At 67.2% G+C, this 19,163-nt stretch carries 19 protein-coding genes; 9 read left to right on the forward strand and 10 right to left on the reverse strand.

What is annotated here, in order from left to right; translation table 11 throughout:
* Positions 1-54: 54 nt before the first annotated feature.
* Genes OV208_RS13560 through OV208_RS13580 form a run of 5 tightly spaced genes read right to left on the reverse strand, consistent with a single transcriptional unit; the run spans position 55 to position 4,209 of the window.
* Positions 55-840 (reverse strand): Imm49 family immunity protein, encoded by a 786-nt coding sequence (locus OV208_RS13560; protein WP_267574241.1) that lies wholly within the window; start codon positions 838-840, stop codon positions 55-57.
* Positions 841-849: 9 nt separating this feature from the next.
* Entirely contained in the window at positions 850-1,455 is a 606-nt protein-coding gene (locus tag OV208_RS13565) for an imm11 family protein (RefSeq protein WP_267574242.1), read from the reverse strand.
* Positions 1,452-2,381 (reverse strand): AHH domain-containing protein, encoded by a 930-nt coding sequence (locus tag OV208_RS13570; protein ID WP_267574243.1) that lies wholly within the window; start codon positions 2,379-2,381, stop codon positions 1,452-1,454. Before OV208_RS13570 ends, OV208_RS13565 begins: the two co-directional genes overlap by 4 nt.
* 33 nt (positions 2,382-2,414) lie before the next feature.
* Complete coding sequence (locus OV208_RS13575) at positions 2,415-2,879, reverse strand: DUF4150 domain-containing protein (protein ID WP_267574244.1); 465 nt, start codon at positions 2,877-2,879, stop codon at positions 2,415-2,417.
* A gap of 16 nt (positions 2,880-2,895) precedes the next feature.
* Positions 2,896-4,209: a TIGR02270 family protein gene (locus OV208_RS13580; RefSeq protein ID WP_267574245.1), complete on the reverse strand. Its 1,314-nt coding sequence runs from the start codon at positions 4,207-4,209 to the stop codon at positions 2,896-2,898.
* A 73-nt stretch (positions 4,210-4,282) separates the two neighbouring features.
* Here OV208_RS13580 and OV208_RS13585 point away from each other — a divergent pair, with 73 nt between their 5' ends.
* From OV208_RS13585 to OV208_RS13595, 3 genes are all read left to right on the forward strand, one after another.
* A complete protein-coding gene (locus tag OV208_RS13585) occupies positions 4,283-4,480 on the forward strand; it encodes a hypothetical protein (protein ID WP_267574246.1) in 198 nt (65 codons plus the stop codon).
* Entirely contained in the window at positions 4,477-4,722 is a 246-nt protein-coding gene (locus OV208_RS13590) for a hypothetical protein (protein WP_267574247.1), read from the forward strand. Before OV208_RS13585 ends, OV208_RS13590 begins: the two co-directional genes overlap by 4 nt.
* 159 nt (positions 4,723-4,881) lie before the next feature.
* Positions 4,882-5,673, forward strand: a complete 792-nt coding sequence (locus OV208_RS13595; RefSeq protein ID WP_267574248.1) for a fatty acid desaturase — start codon at positions 4,882-4,884, stop codon at positions 5,671-5,673.
* A 13-nt stretch (positions 5,674-5,686) separates the two neighbouring features.
* Here the strand turns inward: OV208_RS13595 and OV208_RS13600 are convergent, their stop codons facing one another.
* The gene (locus OV208_RS13600; RefSeq protein WP_267574249.1) at positions 5,687-6,580 is read right to left on the reverse strand and encodes an alpha/beta hydrolase; all 894 of its coding nucleotides are present in this window, start codon (positions 6,578-6,580) and stop codon (positions 5,687-5,689) included.
* A complete protein-coding gene (locus OV208_RS13605; RefSeq protein ID WP_267574250.1) occupies positions 6,577-8,100 on the reverse strand; it encodes a flavin-containing monooxygenase in 1,524 nt (507 codons plus the stop codon). The genes OV208_RS13600 and OV208_RS13605 overlap by 4 nt, the downstream gene beginning before the upstream one ends.
* Positions 8,101-8,322: 222 nt before the next feature.
* Here OV208_RS13605 and OV208_RS13610 point away from each other — a divergent pair, with 222 nt between their 5' ends.
* Genes OV208_RS13610 through OV208_RS13630 form a run of 5 tightly spaced genes read left to right on the forward strand, consistent with a single transcriptional unit; the run spans position 8,323 to position 14,001 of the window.
* A complete protein-coding gene (locus OV208_RS13610; RefSeq protein WP_267574251.1) occupies positions 8,323-8,961 on the forward strand; it encodes a carbonic anhydrase in 639 nt (212 codons plus the stop codon).
* Positions 8,962-9,014: 53 nt separating this feature from the next.
* Positions 9,015-10,745 (forward strand): sigma 54-interacting transcriptional regulator, encoded by a 1,731-nt coding sequence (locus OV208_RS13615; protein ID WP_267574252.1) that lies wholly within the window; start codon positions 9,015-9,017, stop codon positions 10,743-10,745.
* A 46-nt stretch (positions 10,746-10,791) separates the two neighbouring features.
* Positions 10,792-11,328: a latent transforming growth factor beta-binding protein gene (locus tag OV208_RS13620; RefSeq protein WP_267574253.1), complete on the forward strand. Its 537-nt coding sequence runs from the start codon at positions 10,792-10,794 to the stop codon at positions 11,326-11,328.
* 49 nt (positions 11,329-11,377) lie between these two features.
* The gene (locus OV208_RS13625; RefSeq protein ID WP_267574254.1) at positions 11,378-13,246 is read left to right on the forward strand and encodes a serine/threonine-protein kinase; all 1,869 of its coding nucleotides are present in this window, start codon (positions 11,378-11,380) and stop codon (positions 13,244-13,246) included.
* Positions 13,243-14,001: a hypothetical protein gene (locus tag OV208_RS13630; RefSeq protein WP_267574255.1), complete on the forward strand. Its 759-nt coding sequence runs from the start codon at positions 13,243-13,245 to the stop codon at positions 13,999-14,001. Before OV208_RS13625 ends, OV208_RS13630 begins: the two co-directional genes overlap by 4 nt.
* Here OV208_RS13630 and OV208_RS13635 read toward each other — a convergent pair.
* From OV208_RS13635 to OV208_RS13645, 3 genes are all read right to left on the reverse strand, one after another.
* Complete coding sequence (locus OV208_RS13635; RefSeq protein ID WP_267574256.1) at positions 13,995-15,350, reverse strand: GON domain-containing protein; 1,356 nt, start codon at positions 15,348-15,350, stop codon at positions 13,995-13,997. The two genes, OV208_RS13630 and OV208_RS13635, sit on opposite strands and share 7 nt — an antisense overlap.
* A gap of 196 nt (positions 15,351-15,546) precedes the next feature.
* On the reverse strand, positions 15,547-17,985 hold the full coding sequence (locus OV208_RS13640; protein ID WP_267574257.1) for a PAS domain S-box protein: 2,439 nt from the start codon (positions 17,983-17,985) through the stop codon (positions 15,547-15,549).
* Between the two features lie 13 nt (positions 17,986-17,998).
* Positions 17,999-18,382 carry a hypothetical protein gene (locus OV208_RS13645; RefSeq protein ID WP_267574258.1) on the reverse strand — a complete coding sequence of 128 codons (384 nt, stop codon included), beginning with the start codon at positions 18,380-18,382 and terminating at the stop codon, positions 17,999-18,001.
* A gap of 362 nt (positions 18,383-18,744) precedes the next feature.
* Here OV208_RS13645 and OV208_RS13650 point away from each other — a divergent pair, with 362 nt between their 5' ends.
* Complete coding sequence (locus tag OV208_RS13650) at positions 18,745-19,143, forward strand: hypothetical protein (RefSeq protein WP_420715017.1); 399 nt, start codon at positions 18,745-18,747, stop codon at positions 19,141-19,143.
* The last annotated feature ends 20 nt before the right edge of the window (positions 19,144-19,163 follow it).

Raw genomic sequence — 19,163 nt, forward strand, 5'->3', positions numbered from 1 at the left:
ACCGAGCGATGTCACCATTCCCAATCCTGTGACAGCCATGCGCATGGGGCGTCCTTACTCAAGCTCGAAGTAGGAGGGGATGTCCCTCCAGGACTCCTCGGGAGGCAGCCAGGAGGGGTTCGCCCGACGGATCAACGAGGGGGCCAACGGGTAATTCCGGGCCAGATTCATTCGCGCCTGCTCCGCGAACCGCAGCAGGGCCACCAGTTCCACCCAGACGTGTGAGACGGTCGCCGCATCGTTGGGAGACATCTGACCTGCATTCAGCTTCTTCTCCGCAGCGCGTCGGTGGTCCCCCAGCATCCGCTCAAGGGTTTCATCGAAGAGCTTCTGGTCCTTCTCGATCAGCGCTCGGCACATCTCCAGACGTGAGTCCTCCGCATTCCCCAGGACCTGTTCGTATCGGCTCAAGAGTCGATGGAGGTGGTCCTTCTCTGCCCCTACGCCGAAGAGGTCCATCAGCAGTCGGGCGTAGAGGAAGTCTTCCTCGTATTCCTCCTGGTGGTTCCAGGTCGCCCGCGAGTTCCGAGCGATGGTCATGGCCGCCTGCTGATCATCGCAGGCAACCGCATCGAAGAATGGCTCCGCCTGGCTTGTGGCCTTCGCCTCTTCTGGAGTTCCCTCCAGGTAGAAAGAAAATGCCCGGGCACTCTTGGCAAGGTTCTTGATGAAGCCCTCCGGCCGCCCCGTCAAGAAGAGCTCAACGATCCCCATCCTCCTGTAGTAGCCGCAGAAGATGAGTATTTGCCGGAGCGTCACGTTTCGCCCGAGCACCCGTGGAAGCCCCATCTGCAGCGAGATACCCAGGTCCTTCCGGATCAACCAGAGCGGGACATCCATGGCGGGGCCTCAGTTCTTCGCCTTCCGGGACTTCGCCGACTGCCCTGAGGGTGCCAGTTCCAGACCGAACAAATACACGTTGGTGGGTGCCGCTTTCTTCAGGGCATCCGCCAGGGAGTGGCTGATGACAATCTGCTCCCGCGCCTCCTTGATGCGAAACACCTGCGGGGCGTCCTTCATCTTATCCGGATCCAAGACGGCCTTCCGAAGTTCGACCACATCTTCGCCCTCCCACTCGATTTCGCTCTTCGTCGGGTTGAGGCAGTCCAGGATGGCAAGCGGGTTGATGATGAAATAGTCCCGGCTCGCAACCCGTCCCTTGTGGTTGAGCAATGCGAAGGGCAGGCACTCCAGGGGGGCGCCAGTCGAAGCGAAGATTTCCTTCAGATTGCGTTCGACCACGAGGGTGCTGTCCGTGTTGGCGACGAGGGACGGCAGCTTGAGGCCGCCAAATTCGTCACTCATGCGCCATTGGGCGTCCTTGGGGTAGTCAGATCCCACGGGCGAGCCAAACGACATCAAATGACTCAGTTCCTGGAGGTTGGCTGGAAGATCCCCGAGCGTGCAATACGTCTTGTCGACCAGGGGGGCCTGATTGAGGATGAAGTAGTTCATGGGCTTCTGAGCTTCAGTCCGGGAAGATCAATGAGCGGCTCGCCAGGCGATGCGACGCCAAAGACCTTGATGGAGACGTAGCAGTCCTTTGAGAGCAGTTCGAGCTTGCTCTTTGATAAAGGGCCCATCTTGGCGATGTTGCAGGATTTTTTCTTCGCCCGGGTCGTCGTCGCCTCTTCCGCGAACCCCTTCATGATGAGCTTGAGCCGGGTCGTCACCTTGAAGTTGTAGGCCTCATGATCGAACTTGGGGTTGTCGTCGAACTCGGTCGAGCCCTCCTCCAAGGAGAGGTGCCGGGGTAGTTTCAGGAGGCGGCCCACCTCCTTGTCCATCGGCAGCAGGATCATGTTCAGGTAGTGATTGACGTTGTACTTGGCCTTGAGGAGGCCGGCTCGGATGAGGTTTACGATCTTGACGTCGGGGTGGGCGGCCGTGATGCGGGCATTCAGGGTGTCTTTCGGAATCATGTGGTGGGCGTTGTTCCAGTATGGCCAGAACGCACCCGTGAAGTTCTTTCCGATGCCTATTGTCTTTCCGGAGCCATCCTTGACGCCCGCGCGCTTGGGGCCGTCCACATCCCAATCCCCGGGTTGGGGCGCCTTGAGTCTGTCTCCGTAGTCCCGGTCCTCTGGATACACACCTCCGGCATTGGTGGGATATCTTGAGGTCGGAATGAAGCCCGCCTTGAGGCGATGGTCCCGCTTGTAGCGCTGGAGGGTCCGTTTGTTGAGCTTGACCCGCTTGTTGTAGAGGGAGAGGCGATCTGGATCCACCCTCGAGAACTCAACGGCTTGATAGCGATAGGAGCAGCTGTTCTTCTTGTACGTTGATTCGTGTCCTGTCAGGCACGCGCCATTCTCCAGCGCCTTCTTGATGGGGTCGTGGTACTTCGTGTCCGCTTCGGTGAGGTGCTTGTCTCCCGCCATGGGTTCCTCGGATCGCCAGAAGAGGGAATGCGCCTACAGGTCTTCCTCGCAGCACAGGCACTTCTTCTCCTCCTCTGGCTTCCCGCTCGCGATGACGGGAGGTTGGATGAGGGGGACGGGCGGGGTGTTCTTGTCGTTGTGGAGCATGAGGTCGAGCGCGCGCGCCACGTTCTTCCCTTCGATCTTCACGTCGAAGGAATGGTTGACGAATTCGGCCTTGCCCTTGGTTTTGCTGGACGCGACGCCGCCCCCGGCGGTGCCTGCCTCGTCGCCGGTGCTGGTGCTGAAGTTTGAGTCCTTGAGGCAGATGGGATTGCCTTCCGCGGACACCGTCTTGCTTCCCTTGGAGGTGTCGGATGACTGGGCAATGTTTGGATAGGGAATGGGGACGGGTCCAGCGGGACTTGGAGTCTTGCACACGTCGGGAAATGCAATGGTGGTTCCGCCGGTATCCTTGTGCACCACGGAGAGCTTGTTGACGCCAACACTCGTTCCCATGTGCTACCTCCTGGGTTCAGTGATTCATTCGTGTAGCGAAAGGCCCTGTCCAGAATGGGCCACCGCCACGGGCCCGCGCGGAGGCGAGTTGATGCGTCTGGAAATGCGAGAAGTCGCTCACTTCCACGGCGTGCAGCCCCTGAGTTCGGATGGCGAGTTCGAGTGCCAGGACAGGGCGCCGCCTCATGGTTGACCCATCCATCACGTCGAGCAAGGCGTCCCCCGAGAAGGGCTTCCCGGCAATGTACCGGGTTTCCTTTCCGAATTGGCGACGGGCCTCGGACCACCAGCGTTCAATGGCGTCGGGTTCAGGCCACTCCATGTCCGAATCCGGGTTCGGAGACATATCCTCCTCCTGGGAGAGGGACGCGTCGTCGGGAGTGTCTTCCCTGTCCACGCGGAACCGTCCCTCCAGGACGAGTCCCGTGATGCCACAGAGGGTTTCGGCCGCGATGCCCGCCAGTGCCGGATCTCGGAGCCAGGGGATGCAGGCTTCCGCCGCGGCGATCCTTCCGCTGAATCCAAGTGCCCAGAGTATCTCTCGGCGCAGTCCCGGGACCTCCAGCAGTCCGAGCAGTTGCTGGAGGTGTCCCGGGTCGCCTCCGATTGCCAAGGCAAGTCGAGCAACACGACCCGCCTCGCCTGCCGCGTTGCTCCAGTGGGCGCAGGTGGCGAATGCTTCGCGACTGTGACGGTACAGTCCCAACACCAGGCCGGCGGCACGGACGGCGGCGTGAGGGGAGGCAAGGGCGTGTCGGACAATCTGTGCGTCTTCCGGGGCAGTGCTGGGGGTACATGCTGCGCGCAGCGCTGCGGCCTGCACCCGTGGGACCTCATGTCGGCAAAGCGCGGAGAGGGTGTCCGCAGGCAATCCACGGCGAAAGGTCAGGATCTCCACCAGGGTCGCCAACAGGTCTGGCTCTGGCGTCGTCAGTAGGGGCAGGAGGCGTCGCGAGAGCCCCGGGCTCTGGCTCAGAGACAGTGCGCGCGCGAAGGGCCATCGCAGAGGCTCCGGTGCTTCGAGGAGTGCCTGGATCACTGCCTCTGCGTGCTCAGTCCTCAAGAGGAGTACATGGCTCGCTGCGCGGATCCGCTCAACGTCTTCCCCTTTCAGGGCAGGGATGAGGATCCTTTCGGCGACTTGCTCACCTCCCAATGCAAGGGCTTGAAGGTGGGCTTTCAGGCGGAATTCATCGCCAGTCGCCAGTTCCAACAGGGTCTGGCGCGCTGAGCACAGCCCGCTCTCCCATTGCGTCCAGAGAAAGCACGCCTCTTCCAGGTGCTCTTCAATCACGTCCCAACGAATGCTTTCATCCGGGCGGAACCTCATGGTCAGTGGCTCTCGATCCGGCCCCTTGGAGGTGGAGCGCGACTGACCGATGCTACCCAGCTTGAAGCGGAGCGTGAAGGGTGCCACTCACGGAATCGACCTCGATTTCCAAGCGCAGGGCGTGGTCGATGCGGTCGAGCTACAGCAGGTGCCGATGGAGCGCTGGTCGGTGGAAAGCTGGTCCCTGGCGAACACCCGCGGGATGACACCAGCGCCCGTGCAGGTGGCCTCCTGTGTGCCGTACTCGGGCATGACGTCAGCGCAGGCGTGAGCGCGCCGCGGGTCTACCTGGATGCCAGCACCCCGCCCACCGCCGCCAACGTGGCTGGCAAGATCGTGCCGTTCGACGTGCCGCCGGCCACCGTGCTGCAGGGCTTGTTCCTGCAACTGGCACTGCGGTCCCATGAGCCCGACGGTCAGATCAATCCCAGCGCGCCGTACTCGCGGCCGTACCTGGCCGGCCCTGCCGCCCTGCTGGACGCCAAGACCGACCTTGGCACGGTCATCCGGTAGGAGTTCGTCCAGGAGGACGCAGCGGCTGAAGGCAGGACGGCAAGGCGTTCTTCCAGGGAAGCTCCAACACGACGCCAGGTTGACCTTTAGGCTACTCATCGGTAACTTACGATTAAGTAACCTACTCGCCGGTAACGCCGCGGCGACGCTGGAGCCCCCATGTACCTGGCCGTCTGTGGTGCCATCTTCCTTGGGACGTACCTGCTCAACATCCTCATGATCACGGTGGGCTACCACCGCTCCGTGGCGCACAAGGCCGTGCGCCTCCACCCGGCCCTGCGCAGGGCGGTCATCCTCGGCGGCAACTGGCTGACCGGCCTGGATCCGAAGGCGTGGGTGGTGATGCACCGGCTGCACCATGAGCACTCGGACACGCCGTTGGATCCGCACTCGCCCGTCAACGTGGGCATCCTGGGCATCGGGCTGGAGCAGCTGCGCAACTACAAGAAGGTCATCATCGGGTTGCTGAAGGAGAAGCCGGAGTACACCCGTTACGCGAAGGACCTCGAGTTCCCGCTGAGCACGTTGACCCGCTCCGGGCTCTGGTTCCTTCCGTATGTGTTGCACGCGGCCATCGGGCTCGCGTTGGGGGTGGGGGTGGGGTGGCTGTTGGGGGCCGCGTGGTTCCTCGGGATGATGAGCCACCCGGTGCAGGGGGGCATCGTCAACTCGCTCGGGCACGCGGTAGGCGGGCGCAACTTCGAGACGTCCGACAACTCACGCAACAACCATCTGGCTGCGTGGCTCATCCTGGGCGAGGGCTTCCAGAACAACCACCACCGCTATCCTGGGTCCGCCTCGTTCTCGTACCACCTCCACGAGGTGGACCTGGGCTACGGAGCGTGTGTGCTGCTGGAGAAGCTGGGGCTGGCCACCATCCAGCGCGACTACCTCATCCCCCGGCCCCCGCGCGAGCAGACGGTCGGCGCTCACCCCGGAGCGCCCGGGTAGGTCGCGGACCTCCTCAACGTGTGGTGCCGAGGCGCCCCGCGATCCGCCGGAACACGGCGTGCGCTTCCGGCGTGAAGGTGGCCCCCATGAACACGTGGAACCCTCCGCGTGTCTCGTGCAGTTCGACCTGACCGCCCGCGGCCGCGACGCGCTCACGAAGCCGGCGCGCGTCCGGCAGGAAGAGGTCGTCGGTGCCCTGTTCGATGTGAATGGGTGGCAGGCCCCCGAGGTCCGCGAAGAGCGGGCTGAGCAGCGGGCCGCGCGGGTCCGAGTCCCCAGCCCACCAGCGGCCCCATTCCACCAGCTCGGTGGCCCGGAGCATGACGTCGCGAGGCTCCACCGCCGCCACCTCCGGGTGGGACATCGTGAGGTCCACCCACGGGGCGAACAGCAGCAGGTGGCCTGGCAGCGGGAGGTTCTGACTCCGGTAGTGCAGCGCCTGCGCGAGCGCCAGATTGCCTCCCGCCGAGTCACCACAGAGCACGATCCGGCCCGGGCTCACGTTCCGCAGGACGTCGCGGTAGACCTGTTCGAGCAGGCGGAAGGTCTCGGTGTACGGATGCTCGGGGGCGAGGGGATAGAGGGGCACGGTCACCGTCGCGCCCGTCTCCCGGATGAGCCGCTGGATGATGTCCCAGTGCGCGCCTTGAAGCGGATTCACGAACGCGCCGCCATGCGTGTAGATGACGTGCCAGCCCGTGGCTCCGGCCTTCGGGGTCAGCGTGTACACGACCTGACCGAGCACGCGCTCCTCGCGGACGTCACATCGCTTGCGCAGGGATTGTCCGAGGGGGGCCGGCGGCGGGTACTGCCGGCCTGCGTACTCGTGCCGGAGCTGGGCGGGGCCGCGAGTGGGTCCTCGGCGTGTTCGCAGCACGGCGGCGGCGAGCCGCATTCGCAAGCTCATCCCGCCACCGCGACATCCGGCGTGGAGGGGGAGGCCGGACGCAGGTGCGAGGAGAACCGCAGGTTCGGGTCCACCACCGGGCCCTCCCGGAGCAACCGGGTGTCCAGGTGGTAGTCCATCGACATCAGCCAGGGGGCCCGGTCGCTCTGGCGGGGCAGTGTGTCGAGTGAGCGCTTCACGTAGCCGGCGGCGAAGTCGAGCAGCGGCCGGGTGGGCATCGCCGGGTCGCTCAGCTCGGGACGGCAGATCGTGTGTCCGTGCGCATCCATGTGCGCGAGCAGGCGGCAGAAGTGCTCGCACAGCAGGCCGACCTTCAGCGTCCAGGACGCGTTGGTGTAGCCGATGGCGAAGGCGAAGTTGGGCACCCCGCTGAGCATCATTCCCCTGAAGGCCACCGTGTCGGGCAGGTGCACCGGTGCTCCATCAGCGGTCAGCGCGATGCCGCCGAGCGCCTGGAGGTTCAAGCCGGTCGCGGTGACGATGATGTCGGCCTCGATCTCCCGGCCCGACTTCAGTTGGATGCCTTTCTCGGTGAAGGTCTCGATGTGGTCCGTGGCCACCGAAGCCCGGCCGCTGGAGATGGCCTTGAAGAGGTCCGCGTCCGGCACCACGCACAGCCGCTGCTCCCACGGGTTGTAGGGCGGGTTGAAATGCTCGTCGACCGGATACCCTTTCGGGAGCTGACTGGCGTTGAGGTAGCGGATGACACGCCGGGCCGCCCGTGGGTGGCGCTGGGCGAATCTCCAGATGAAGCGTTGCACGGCGATGTTCTTGCGTCGCGTGAGCGCGTGGGCCCACGTCTTTGGCAGCAGCTTCCGTGCGAGCTTCGCGAACAGGTCCTCGGAAGGAGTGGGCAGGATATAGGTGGGCGTGCGTTGCAACATCGTCACATGCGCCGCCGTGTCCGCCATCGCTGGCACGAGGGTCACGGCTGTGGCGCCACTGCCGATGACGACGACGCGCTTGCCCGTGGAGTCCAGATCCTCGGGCCAGTGCTGGGGATGGACGATGCGGCCCTTGAATCGCTCGGTTCCCTCGAACCGGGGCGTGAACCCCTGGTCGTAGCGGTAGTAGCCGCTCGCACAGAACAACCACCGGCAGGTGAGCTTCATGCGCTCGCCGGTGTCGGTGCGCTCGACATCAACGACCCAGTGGGCATCCGTGCTGGACCAGGCGGCGCCGTGCACCTTGTGGTGGAGGCGGATCGCACGGTCGATTCCGTGTTCGGCCACGGTCTCGCGCAGGTAGGCAAGAATGGCGTCCGCGCTGGCAATCGACTTGTTGTTCGTCCACGCCTTGAACTCGTACCCGAGCGTGTGCAGGTCCGAATCGGAGCGGACGCCGGGGTAGCGGAAGAGATCCCACGTGCCACCGGTCGCCCCCCGGGCCTCAAGAAGGGCGTACGACTTCGACGGATGCTCCCGTTGCAGATAGCAGGCCGCCCCGATCCCCGAGACACCCGCTCCGACGATCAACACATCGACGTGTTCGGAGAGGTCTGCGGCGCGCGTGAGGGACATGGCGGGCTCCGTTGCCGGGTCAGGGTGGGAGGCGTCCCGGCGAACGCCCCGACTGAAGGATGGTGAGGCGAGGACGTCAGGGCGACTCTTTTTTGAAAAGAAAGGCCCTCGGGTGATGGCCGGGGGAGCAACCCTCCCACGTGATGGGCGTGGTTTCGTCTGGGTGACATCGGGCGCCCAGACTTCTCGACGCTCGTGCCGACACGTGCGAGCGTCGTTGCCGTGACGCCCTACGACAAGATCTTCGAGAACAACAAGCGCTGGGCCGAGGAGCAGTTGCGCTCGGACCCGGACTACTTCGCCAGGCTCTCTCAGTCGCAGCAGCCGGAATTTCTCTACATCGGATGTTCCGACAGCCGCGTGCCGGCGAACCAGATCATGGGGCTGGCGCCGGGTGACGTGTTCGTGCACCGCAACGTCGCCAACCTGGTCAACAACGTCGACCTCAACGTGATGTCCGTCATCAACTACGGCGTCCGGCACCTCGACGTGAAGCACATCGTGGTCTGCGGCCACTACGGCTGCGGCGGCGTCCAGGCGGCGATGCAGCCCAAGGACCTGGGCATCCTCAACCCCTGGCTGCGCAACATCCGGGACGTGTACCGCTTCCACAAGCTGGAGCTGGACGGCATCACGGATGAGGCGCGGCGCTACGACCGGCTGGTGGAGCTCAACGTCCTGGAGCAGAGCATCAACATCATCAAGACGGCCGCTGTGCAGAAGTCCTTCCTGGCGCGCGGATTTCCCATCGTGCATGCCTGGGTGTTCGACATGCGCAATGGCATCCTCAATGACCTGAAGCTGGATTTCGCGCAGACGTTGCACAACATCCAGGAGGTCTACGACCTCACTAAGGACTGAACTTCAGGCCTGGCCCTCCTGTTCGCCCTGGACCGGCCTGCATTCATCCGCCCATGCGCTTCTTCCTGACCCTTCCGGAAGGACGTCACCTGGCACTGGAGAAGCCGGTGATCTCCGTGGGCTCCGACCCCGCGTGTGACGTCGTTCTTGTTTCTCCTGGGGTGAAGGCCAGTCACGCGCTGCTGTTCCGGGACGCGCGTGGGTGGACGGTGTCCGCCGCCAGTCCCGGTGGTGATGTGCGCGTTCGTGGCAAGCGCGTGGACCTGTCACCCCTGGCTCCGGGCGACTCCTTCGTCATCGGCCGGGTCACGCTCACACTGGGGGCTTCCGAAGCGGTCCAGGTGCATGCCCGGCCCGACCCGACATCGTCCTCGCGGCTGCTGCCCGTGCTGACGGACTTCGCCTCCCGGCTGCTCGTGCAGCGTCCCGCGTCGGAACTGCTGGAGGTCACCCTTCGTGGCATCGCGGAGGTCACGTCCGCCGACATCGGCTTTCTCGTGTCGGTGGAGGATGACCGGCGACAGGTGCTGGCCGCCACCGGCTCCGTGCCCGCCGCGGCCGTGGTGGACAGCCTCGTGGATCAGGTCGTGGCTTCGGGGGCTCCCGTGCTCGTGCCCGACGTCGCGGCGGAGGCTTCCCTGGCCGGGGCTCCCAGTGTCCTGGCGCTGCGCCTTGCCTCCGCGCTGGTGCTGCCCCTGCGTGCGCGCTCGGCGCCCCTGTGCGCCGTGTATCTGGGCCGGCGCCTGGGCAGTCCTCCTTTCTCCTCGCGAGACCTGGAGGAGGCCATGGCCTTGTCCTCGCTCGCGGCGCTGTTGCTGGCCACCGCTCGTGAGCTGACCGAGCTGCGCTCCCAGGTGGACAGCCTCACGCAGCGCATCGCCGCGGCCACCTTCGAGGGGCTCATCGGGGAGTCCCCCGCCATGCGCTCGCTCTGCCGACAGATTGAGCGGCTGGGGCCCACGTCCCTGCATGTGCTCATCCAGGGCGAGACGGGTACTGGCAAGGAGGAGGTGGCCCGCGCGCTCCACCGTCGCAGTGGTCGCCGGGGACGGCTGGTCGCCATCAACTGCGCGGCGCTTCCGGAGTCCCTCATCGAGCGTGAGCTGTTTGGCCATGCTCGGGGGGCGTTCTCCGGCGCGGGAGCGGACCGTGCGGGCCTCGTGGAGGCCGCGGATGGCGGCACGTTGTTCCTGGATGAAATTGGAGACATGCCGCTGTCCCTCCAGTCCCGTCTGCTTCGCGTCGTCCAGGAACACGAAGTGACCCGGCTGGGTGAACACCGGCCCCGCAAGGTCGACATGCGCGTCGTGTCCGCCACGCATCAGCCCCTCAAGACGCTCGTCGCCAGGGGCGCCTTTCGCGAGGACCTGCTCTTCCGCCTGGATGAGGTGCGTCTGGACGTGCCCGCCCTTCGCGAGCGCGGCGATGACGTGCTGCTCATCGCCCACCATGTCTTGAAACAGGAGGGCGGTCGCGCTCGCGACTTCACCCAGAAGGCCACCGAGGCCCTTCGCGGTCATCCCTTTCCGGGCAACGTCCGCGAGCTGGTGTCGCGGGTCCGGCGCGCTTCCATCCTCGCTTCTGGTGAGTCGCTGGGCGTCGAGGACCTGGACCTGGGGGCGGATGCGACGCCGCGGGTGCCCCTGGATGAGGCCCGGGATGCCTTCGTGCTGCGCTACGTGCGGGAGGCCATCGCTCGCAGCGGGGGCAGCAAGAGGGATGCGGCGCGGGCGCTGGGCATCGGCCTGCGTTCGGTGTTCCGCTACCTGGGCGAGGAGGACTGACCCCTTCTCTTCTTCCCTCCGCATGGCGTACTCCTGGCCTTCCCCCATGCGCCTCCCGGGTTCATCCTTCCTCGCGGTCCTGCTCCTGCTGACGGCGGTGGGCTGCCCGCTCGACATCCAGGTTCGCGATGAGGCGGATGCGGGCTGTTCAGACGACGCATGTGTCCGCTCGTGCTCCAGCGACCGCGAGTGCCCGGACGGACAGCGCTGCGATGGCGCCTTCCAACAATGCGAGCCTGGAGCGCGGCTCACCGAGCGGTGCGCTGACTCCTTCTCCTGTCCCGGGCTCGCACGCTGCGAGGGCGGACGCTGCTCGCTCGCCTGTGGCAGCGGCTGCCCGGTGGGCTACCGGTGCGGGCCGGAGGACCTGTGCGTGGAGATCTGCGACGGCCTGCCGCCCGCGACCCTGGACGCGTTTTGTTCATCCTCCCTGGAGTGCGGCCGGTGTGGCTTCTGCGTGGACTCGGGCGGTGTGAAGAAATGCCACCAACCCTGTCGGTTGGATGTGGAATGTCCCGGAGGAGCGCCTGGCGTGTGTCGGTTGCTGCCCGGTGGCGACCTGGGCGTGTGCCGGCTGCCATGAGGCCCGCGTGTTTGCTCCGGAAAACCACGGTCTCTAGACTGCGCTCGCGATGACGGGCGAACTGCTGGCCGGCCGCTACCAGTTGGAGCAGGAACTGGGACGGGGGGGAATGGCGACGGTCTTCCTGGCGCGCGACCTCCGGCTGTCGCGCCACGTGGCCGTGAAGGTGTTGCACCCGGGCCTGGAGCCCGGGCTCGCTGAACGCTTCCGCAGGGAGGCGGAGGTGGTCGCGTCGCTCAAGCACCCCAACGTGCTGGAGGTGCATGACTTCGGCGAGGACCCGGTGCGCGGCCCTTTCCTTGTCTGTGAATGGGTGCAGGGCGAGAACCTGCGCGCGCTGGCGCGACGGCTTGCTCCCGTGCCTCCCGAGGTCGCCGCGCTGCTGGGCTGGGAGCTGGCTCGGGCGCTGGACGCGGCGCATGCACGCGGCGTGGTGCACCGGGACGTCAAGCCGGAGAACGTGCTGGTGGCGCGTGGCGGCCCGCTGAAGCTGGCGGACTTCGGCATCGCCGCGCTGGCCGACCAGGCCCGGTTGACGAGCACCGGCGCCGTCATCGGCTCGCTGGCGTACATGGCGCCCGAACGCATCGACACGGGCGCCTGGTCCCCGGCGTCGGATGTCTACGCGGTGGGGGTGCTCCTGTTCGAGTTGTGCGCGGGGACGACGCCGCACGCAGGGGAGGGGAGCGCGCGGTTGGCGGTCTCCGTGATGACCCGTGATGCCCCCTCGCTGTCGGAGGTCGTGCCGGGTACGCCCGACGTGCTGAGCGCGCTGGTGGAGCGGTGTCTTGCCCGGGATGCCCGTGATCGGCCCCGGGATGGCTCGGAGCTGACCACGGGCCTGGAGGAAGTCCTTCGCTCGCTGGTCGGCTCACCTTCCGAGGCCTCGCGAGCCTTCTTCCTGTCCCCGGAGGAGGCCGCCTCGCGCTGGCGGGAGGCCCGGTTCCAACGGCTGCTGGATGAAGGACGCGCGTTGCTCGCGGCGGGGCAGGGGGCCCAGGCCGCACGATGTCTCAATGTCGCACTGGCCCTGCGGCCCGGTGCTCACGAAGTGCTGGCGCTCCTGCGAACACGGCCCAGGACGCGGCGGCTCCCGATGCTTGTCGCGAGCGTCCTGCTCGGCGGGCTGCTGGTGACCCTGGGCGCGTGGGTGGCCTTCCGCGAACGCACGCGGATGCTTTCGGAGCGCGCCCCCGTGGCGACGGAAGTCGCACCTGCACCTTCGCTGCTCGCCTCGCGTTCCAGCGAGACGGTGCCTGGGGCGGAGGCTCAACCCGGGGGCGTGAACCCTCCCACCGCGAGGAATCCGCACGGGACGGAAGCGAGGCCAGGATCGGTCCCTCCATCCGCCCGGCCATCCCGCGCCGCCCCTTCCCGGAGCCCCGTCACGGCGGCTCCGAACGCCTCCGGAAAGCAGGCTCCCATTCCTCTGGGCTCCTCGCCCGGCCCCACGCTGGCGCCGTCACCGCCTGAAACAACACAGCCCCCTGCCCAGGGCTTCGCGACGCTGACCGTGGCGACGCGTCCGTGGGCCGAGGTGTTCGTGGATGGCCAGAGCCGGGGCTACACGCCTCGCATCCGTGAAGTCCGTCTATCCCCTGGCACGCACCGTCTGCGCTTCGACAACCCCCTCTGCGAACCCGTGGAAGAGGTCCTCCAGGTCGCGGCGGGAGAGACCGTCTCACGCAATCTCTCCCTCCGGGTTCGCGACGCGGAAGTGATCCTCGTCGCTCCCGTGTCGGCCCGCGTCTTCGTCGATGGGGTGGACGTTGGCGTGGCGCCCCTTCGCGGCCCCTTGAAACTCACGCATGGTGCGCATGTCCTGTCGGTCCGGGGACCTGGAGGCAACGTGCTGCGACAGACGGTGGACGCGGTGGCGGGCACCCGGACGACGGTCGTGCTGGAGGCTCCTCCGTGAAGGCGCTCATCGTGTCCCTGGTGCTGGCGTCGTCCTCCGCGCTGGGCCCTGCCCGTGAGGCCTACGTGTCCGGAGACCTGGCCCGCGCGCGCGTCGCGCTGGAGTCCCTGCTCCAGCCCCTTCAACTGCCCCAGCGCGAAGCGGAAGCCGAAGCCCGCATGCTCCTGGCCGCGACGCTCCATGCCCAGGAGGACCTGCCACGCGCCGAACAGGAGGTGGTGGAAGGACTCGCGGCGGACTCCGAGGTGAAGCTGGATCCCCTAATGTTCCCGCCGGACTTCATCGCCTTCGTCGAGCGGATCCACGTCCTGCGTCAGGAGCGCATCACCCGTCGCGCCATGGAACGCAGCCCGTCCGTGCCGCGACCTCCACCCGCTTCCGTGACCTCCGCGCTCCCCACCGCCCGTCAGGCCCTGGTCGGCGTTCGGACGTCCTCGCGGGGCTGGTATCTGGTGCCGTTCGGCGTGGGGCACTTCGTGCACGGCCGTACGCCGAAGGGCACCGTGCTCGCGGTGACGCAGGGCACGACGTTCGCGGTGTCCGCCCTCTCCCTGGGCACCGCGCTCGCGCTGCGCGGCCCCGACGGTCGCTACTCCGCCGGGGACGCGTCCACGGCCCGGGGCCTCAACGTCTCCTATCTCGTGGGGGCCTATGCCTTCGCGGCGCTCTACGCCTACGGGGTCCTGGACGGACTGCTGTCCTCGCCCGAGCCGCTCGCGCCGCGAAGTCTTCCGCCGCGAACCCGCCGCTATTGAGGCGTGGCGTAGGCCAGGAGCAGCGACACGCCGTTCTGGTTGAAGGGATTGAAGCTGCCCACCGGGGCGACCCACCCGCAGCCTCCGTAGCCGCGCAGGTTGGCCACCTGGTTGTTGTCGCTGAAGGAGACCGAGCTCGATTCGGAGCTGACACCCCCCCGGCTGAGCTGCCCCGAGATCAGCGCGAATGGCGTCCCTCTCAGGTCGATGTTGGCCAGCCCCACCGTGCTGCATCCCATCGCCGACGCGTAGGGCATGGCGTTCACCGGCTGCTGGTTGCCGTGCAGCAGCGACCCCGTGGAGGTCGCGAAGGTCTGGTCCGCCGTGTCCGTCCGCAGCGTGAGGGGATTGATACGAATGCGCGCATACGTGGTCCGCACGTCGCCGCCGGGTGAGTTCCCGCCCGCCGTATATTGCGAGGAGTTGAATCCATCCCCCGTCCGCACCAGGGTCAGGTATTCGGCGGGCGTGCCTGCCATGCCGTGGCAATAGGCCGTCCACGGCTTGAGCGGATCCCGGTTGACGAACAGCGTGTAATCGCCGTCCTGGGCCGCCGGTTGGGCCGTCTTGATGTCCTGGCAGCTCATGGGCCGGTCGCCCAGGCGGTACTGGAGCTGGAGCAGCCCGCCGTTCTGGTTGTAGGGATTGACGATGCCCGCGATCCCCACGAAGCCGCAGTAGCCGCCTCCCAACAGGCTGACGACCTGATCCTGCTCGCTGTAGACGGCGCCGCTGCCCGCCGTGCCCCCAGCCCACGGCACCAACTGGCCCCGGGGCACCGCGAACGGAGTGTCTCGCAGGTCGATGTTCGCCTGCGCCAGCGTCCGGTTGCAGGACATGGCCACGCCGTAGGACATGGACGTCACCGTGTCCGGGCTGTGCCGCAGCGACCCCGTGGAGGTCGCGAAGGTCTGGTCCGCCGTATTCACCTTCAGCGTGAGGGGATGAATGCGCAGCCGCGTGAAGGCGGTCCGCACCGTGGTCCCCGGCGACGCCCCTCCCGCGTTGTATCGCGAGGAATTGGCGCCAGCCTCCGTCCGCGCCAGCGTGAGGAACTCGGTGGGCGTGCCGGCCATGCCATGGCAATACACAGTCCAGGGGGCGGAGGCGTCGCCAGAGACATACAGGGTGTAGTCACCATCCGGCGCTTCCAGCCAGCCGTTCTTGATGTCCTGGCAGGACCTGGGCCGCGTCTCCAGTGCCTTGGCACGCACCGCGAGGTTGGACTCCTCGCCCGTGCCGCAGCCGGTGGCGAACGCCGCCAGGCTCAAGGCCAGCGCGGGCCACCCACGCCAGCGGAAGGTGGAGGGGACGACAAGGGACACAGCGGCGGGCTTCGGGGTGTTCATGGGGATGGGGCTCCTTGAGGTTGCGGAGCCCTTCCATGGCAAGGGCGGTGCCATGCCTCCCGAAGCCACCTTCATGCCCTGATTCCGCCGTGTTGCGCGCGGCGCCGTCCCTCTGGAGGTGCGTGGGGCGCGGCGAACGTGCCAATCCTGGCACGCGCGTCCACGCCCCCCAGGGGACATTCCTGTCAGCCGCGTCTCACATTGGCAGCTCGACGATGAACTTCGCGCCGAGCCCCGGCGTGCTCTCCACGCGGATGCTCCCTCCATGCGCCTCGACAATCTGTCGCGTGATGAAGAGCCCCAATCCGAGCCCTCCGTAGTTGCGTGAAGCGGCGCGTTCGAAGCGCTCGAAGATGCGGCCCTGGGCCTCGCTGGGAATGCCCAGGCCGTGGTCCTCGACGATGAGCCGCGCCCCCTGCGCGTGGCGGGTCACCTCCAGATGGATGGGCCGTCCCTCGCCATACTTCATCGCGTTGGTCAGCAGGTTGAGCAGGACCTGCTCCAGCCGCAGGCGGTCCCAGTGTCCCCGCACCGGCTCCGGGGCCACCCATTCCAACGCGCAGCCCGCGTTCTGGAGCTGCGCCGCGAGGTGGCCCGTCACTTCGCGCGCCACCGCCACCAGGTCCATCTCCTCCCGTCGCAGGTCGAGCCGCTGATCGTGGATGCGAGAGACGTCGAGCAGGTGCTCCGCCAGTTGTGACAGCCGCCGGAGTTGATCCTCGAAGACCTCCAGCATCCTCGACACCTTGTCCATGGGCAGCGGCTGGGGACGCTTGAGGGCGGACTCCATCTGCTGCACGCGCAGCTTCATGGAGGTCAGTGGGGTCTTCAATTCGTGGGACGCGATGGACAGGAACTCATCGCGCGCGCGGATGGACTCCTGCGCCGAGCAGTAGAGCCGCGCGTTGTCGATGGCCACCGCGGCCCGACGTCCCAGCTCCTCCGCCAGCGCCAGCTCCGTCGGCGCGTAGGCGTGCCCCGGGTGGGGGCGGATCAGGAGGAGCACGCCCAGGGTGCGACCTCGCGCCTGGAGGGGCACGCCGAGCGACGGTCGGCCCTGGAGCGTCCGCACCCGGGACCACCGCGCTTCCGTCAGCGCCGCGGGGTCCAGCAGGCCCTGGGACACCTCCGCGGCCTCCGACCTTCCGGTGGACAGGACCCGGGCCGGACCGTGGAGGGACTCCGGAGCGGGAGGGTGGCGTTGGAGGAACTCCCGCACGTCCGCGGCGCGGGCTGGTGAACGGTCCGCCACCGCCACGGGGCGCAGGGGCAGCCCTTCCGTGGGCACGAAGACGATGCACAGCTCCGCCAGCAGGGGCAGCGCCAGTTCGGCGACGCGCTGGAGCGTGGCTTCATCGTCGAGCGAGGTCACCAGCTCGCGACTCGCCTCCGCCAGGAAGCGCTGGGAGATCTCCATCTGCTTGCGCTCGGTGATGTCGGTGGCGATGCCGCAGAGCGCATTGATGGCCCCGGTGGCATCGAAGAGCGGGAACTTCTGCGTGAGGTGGATGTGGATCCCATCGTCATGCGAGAGCCGCTCCTCGCGCTCCACGGACTCGCCGCTCTGGAGGATGCCCTGGTTGGCGTCGTGCAGGGCGTCGGCGATCTCCCGGGGAAAGACATCGAAGACCGTCTTGCCGGCGACCTCTTGCCGGGTGTGGTGGAAGAGCCGCTCCCACTCGCGGTTCACGAAGAGGAAGCGCTCCTGCGTGTCCAACAGGAAGAACACGGTCGGCGCGTTGTCCAGGATGGCCCGGAGCCGCTTCTCGCTTTCGAGCAGGGCCCGCTCCGCCCGCTTCTGCTCCGTTACGTCGATGCTCACCGCGAGGGAGCGGACCACCCTGCCGGCAGCGTTCCGCTCCGCGATGGCGGACAGCAGGACGTCGATGGGCTGCCCGTCCTTCTTCACCAACTGGTACGGAACGTTCCTGCATTCACCGGTCTTGAAGTACGCCGGGAGGATGACCTCGCGGGCATAGCGCTGGGACTCGGCCGTCAGGAACTCCACCGAGTCGTGCCCGAGCACCTCCGCGCGCTCATAGCCCAGGGTGTTCAGCCAGCGATCGCTGACGCTGACGAGCCGCCCCTTCTCGTCGATGGAGTGCATCATCACGGGGGTGTTGATGTAGAGCGAGCGGTACTTCTCACCGGCAGCCCGCAGCCCCTCTTCGGTCCGCTTCCGCTCCGTGATGTCGTTGAAGATGGAGACCCCTCCGCGAAGCACCCCGGCCGGGTCGCGCACCGGGTTGGAGCTGACGAGCAGCCAGGTCCCCGCCGGCCTTGCGGCGTTGCGCAGGAAGATCTCCGTGTGGCTGACGGTCTCACCGTCGAGTGCACGGGCCATGGGCAGGCGTTCGGGCGGATAGAGCGTGACCTGGTCCGGCAGGTAGAAGCCGTAGTGCTCCGGCCACCGGTCGACGGGCATGTCCGTCGCCGCCATGCCCAGGAGCTGCTCCGCCATCGGGTTGAGGAACACGCAGCGCCGGTGCTCGTCGGACACCAGGACCCCCTCGCCCATGCTGGCGAAGACGGCATCAAGGCTCCAGCTTTCGAGCAGGCGATCCATGGGGCGCGGGAAGAGGGCGCGCTCTTCGACTTCAACGATGGGGGCTGCCCCCGGCGGGCGCCAACCCATCCTGCCTGGGCGCTCAGCGCACGAAGCCCGCCACGGGGGTTTCGAAGACCTTGCTCACGACGTTCCTCTCCCGGAGCCACGCCTTCGCTTCCTCGCCGAGCCTGCCGTAGACCCGGATGTCGACGGGCTTCACGACGTCGAGCAGCGCCTTGAATTCGGGCCAGCCGGAAATCATGCGGATGTGGTCCATGACCTGGCTGGCATCCGCGAATGTGATGACCGCGCCGACTTCGGTGGAGTCGGGCCGGCCATGGAACTGGAGGCTGACGAGGCCGCGCACGCCTTCGCGCTCCAACCTCGTGGCCGCGGCCTGGATGACGGTTTCGAAGACGCTGAAGGGGCCTGTCAGCTCCAGCGCCTCCACGAGGGTGATTCGCTCACGGGCTGGCTGTTCCATCTGCGAGCTCCTTCCGCGGGGCCTCACCTGGGGGATAACCACGGCCAGATGTCCGTGGCCAGGTGCCCCCCTTCCTGCCGGTGACAGGCTCGCTCTCCAGGTGGGGCGGGGCCGGACAGGAGAAGAGGCCGGCTGCCTGCACGCAGCCGGCCCGTCGATGTAGTTGCTGATCGTCACCGTGAACGTGCGCCAGTACTGCGAGGGGGCAGCGCCCTTCCAGTCGGCCTGGAGGAACACCCGCGAGGTGTTCCCGGTGGAAGACGTGCTGAAGGAGGCTCCTCCGCGGGGTTGGGGGGCTGCGCACGCTGCAGCGGCGGGCCGCGGAGCAGGGGCATGCGCTGGGCACCTTCGAGGCGGGCGTCGTGGAGCTGTACGATGTCATCCGCAACCAGGCGGACTTCTCCCGGGGGCCTCCGGTGGGCCGCAACGGCTTCGAGCTGTGCACGGACAGTTGGGCGGACGCGGACTACCTCTACAGCGACGACGCGTGCCAGCTCATCACCCTGGACACGCCTCGCACGGTGAAGGCCAAGGCGGAGTTCGCCGTCGTAAACGGCCTGGGCGGGGTCTTCTGCGGGACCGGGCACCAGGACACCGGGCTCTTGCACAACGCCGCGCGCGAGGGGCTGGGGGCCACGGCCCGGCACACGGTGTTCGACATGACGCCCACCTACGTCCCCGGTCAGGTGCGGCCCCTGGCGCCGGCGCTCCGGGCGGCCCGCCCGCGCTCGGACGACGTGCTGGGCGCGCACTCGCCCTGAGGCTTCCGGCCCCGGGACCT

The sequence above is a fragment of the Corallococcus sp. bb12-1 genome, assembly GCF_026626765.1.
GTDB classification, from domain to species: domain Bacteria; phylum Myxococcota; class Myxococcia; order Myxococcales; family Myxococcaceae; genus Corallococcus; species Corallococcus terminator.

Bases quoted from the DNA above. Each gene is read 5' to 3' on its own strand.
- OV208_RS13560 (WP_267574241.1), bottom strand. From the start codon at position 840: ATGGATGTCCCGCTCTGGTTGATCCGGAAGGACCTGGGTATCTCGCTG.
- OV208_RS13565 (WP_267574242.1), bottom strand. From the start codon at position 1,455: ATGAACTACTTCATCCTCAATCAGGCCCCCCTGGTCGACAAGACGTAT.
- OV208_RS13570 (WP_267574243.1), bottom strand. From the start codon at position 2,381: ATGGCGGGAGACAAGCACCTCACCGAAGCGGACACGAAGTACCACGAC.
- OV208_RS13575 (WP_267574244.1), bottom strand. From the start codon at position 2,879: ATGGGAACGAGTGTTGGCGTCAACAAGCTCTCCGTGGTGCACAAGGAT.
- OV208_RS13580 (WP_267574245.1), bottom strand. From the start codon at position 4,209: ATGAGGTTCCGCCCGGATGAAAGCATTCGTTGGGACGTGATTGAAGAG.
- OV208_RS13595 (WP_267574248.1), top strand. From the start codon at position 4,882: ATGTACCTGGCCGTCTGTGGTGCCATCTTCCTTGGGACGTACCTGCTC.
- OV208_RS13600 (WP_267574249.1), bottom strand. From the start codon at position 6,580: ATGAGCTTGCGAATGCGGCTCGCCGCCGCCGTGCTGCGAACACGCCGA.
- OV208_RS13605 (WP_267574250.1), bottom strand. From the start codon at position 8,100: ATGTCCCTCACGCGCGCCGCAGACCTCTCCGAACACGTCGATGTGTTG.
- OV208_RS13615 (WP_267574252.1), top strand. From the start codon at position 9,015: ATGCGCTTCTTCCTGACCCTTCCGGAAGGACGTCACCTGGCACTGGAG.
- OV208_RS13620 (WP_267574253.1), top strand. From the start codon at position 10,792: ATGCGCCTCCCGGGTTCATCCTTCCTCGCGGTCCTGCTCCTGCTGACG.
- OV208_RS13625 (WP_267574254.1), top strand. From the start codon at position 11,378: ATGACGGGCGAACTGCTGGCCGGCCGCTACCAGTTGGAGCAGGAACTG.
- OV208_RS13635 (WP_267574256.1), bottom strand. From the start codon at position 15,350: ATGAACACCCCGAAGCCCGCCGCTGTGTCCCTTGTCGTCCCCTCCACC.
- OV208_RS13640 (WP_267574257.1), bottom strand. From the start codon at position 17,985: ATGGGTTGGCGCCCGCCGGGGGCAGCCCCCATCGTTGAAGTCGAAGAG.
- OV208_RS13645 (WP_267574258.1), bottom strand. From the start codon at position 18,382: ATGGAACAGCCAGCCCGTGAGCGAATCACCCTCGTGGAGGCGCTGGAG.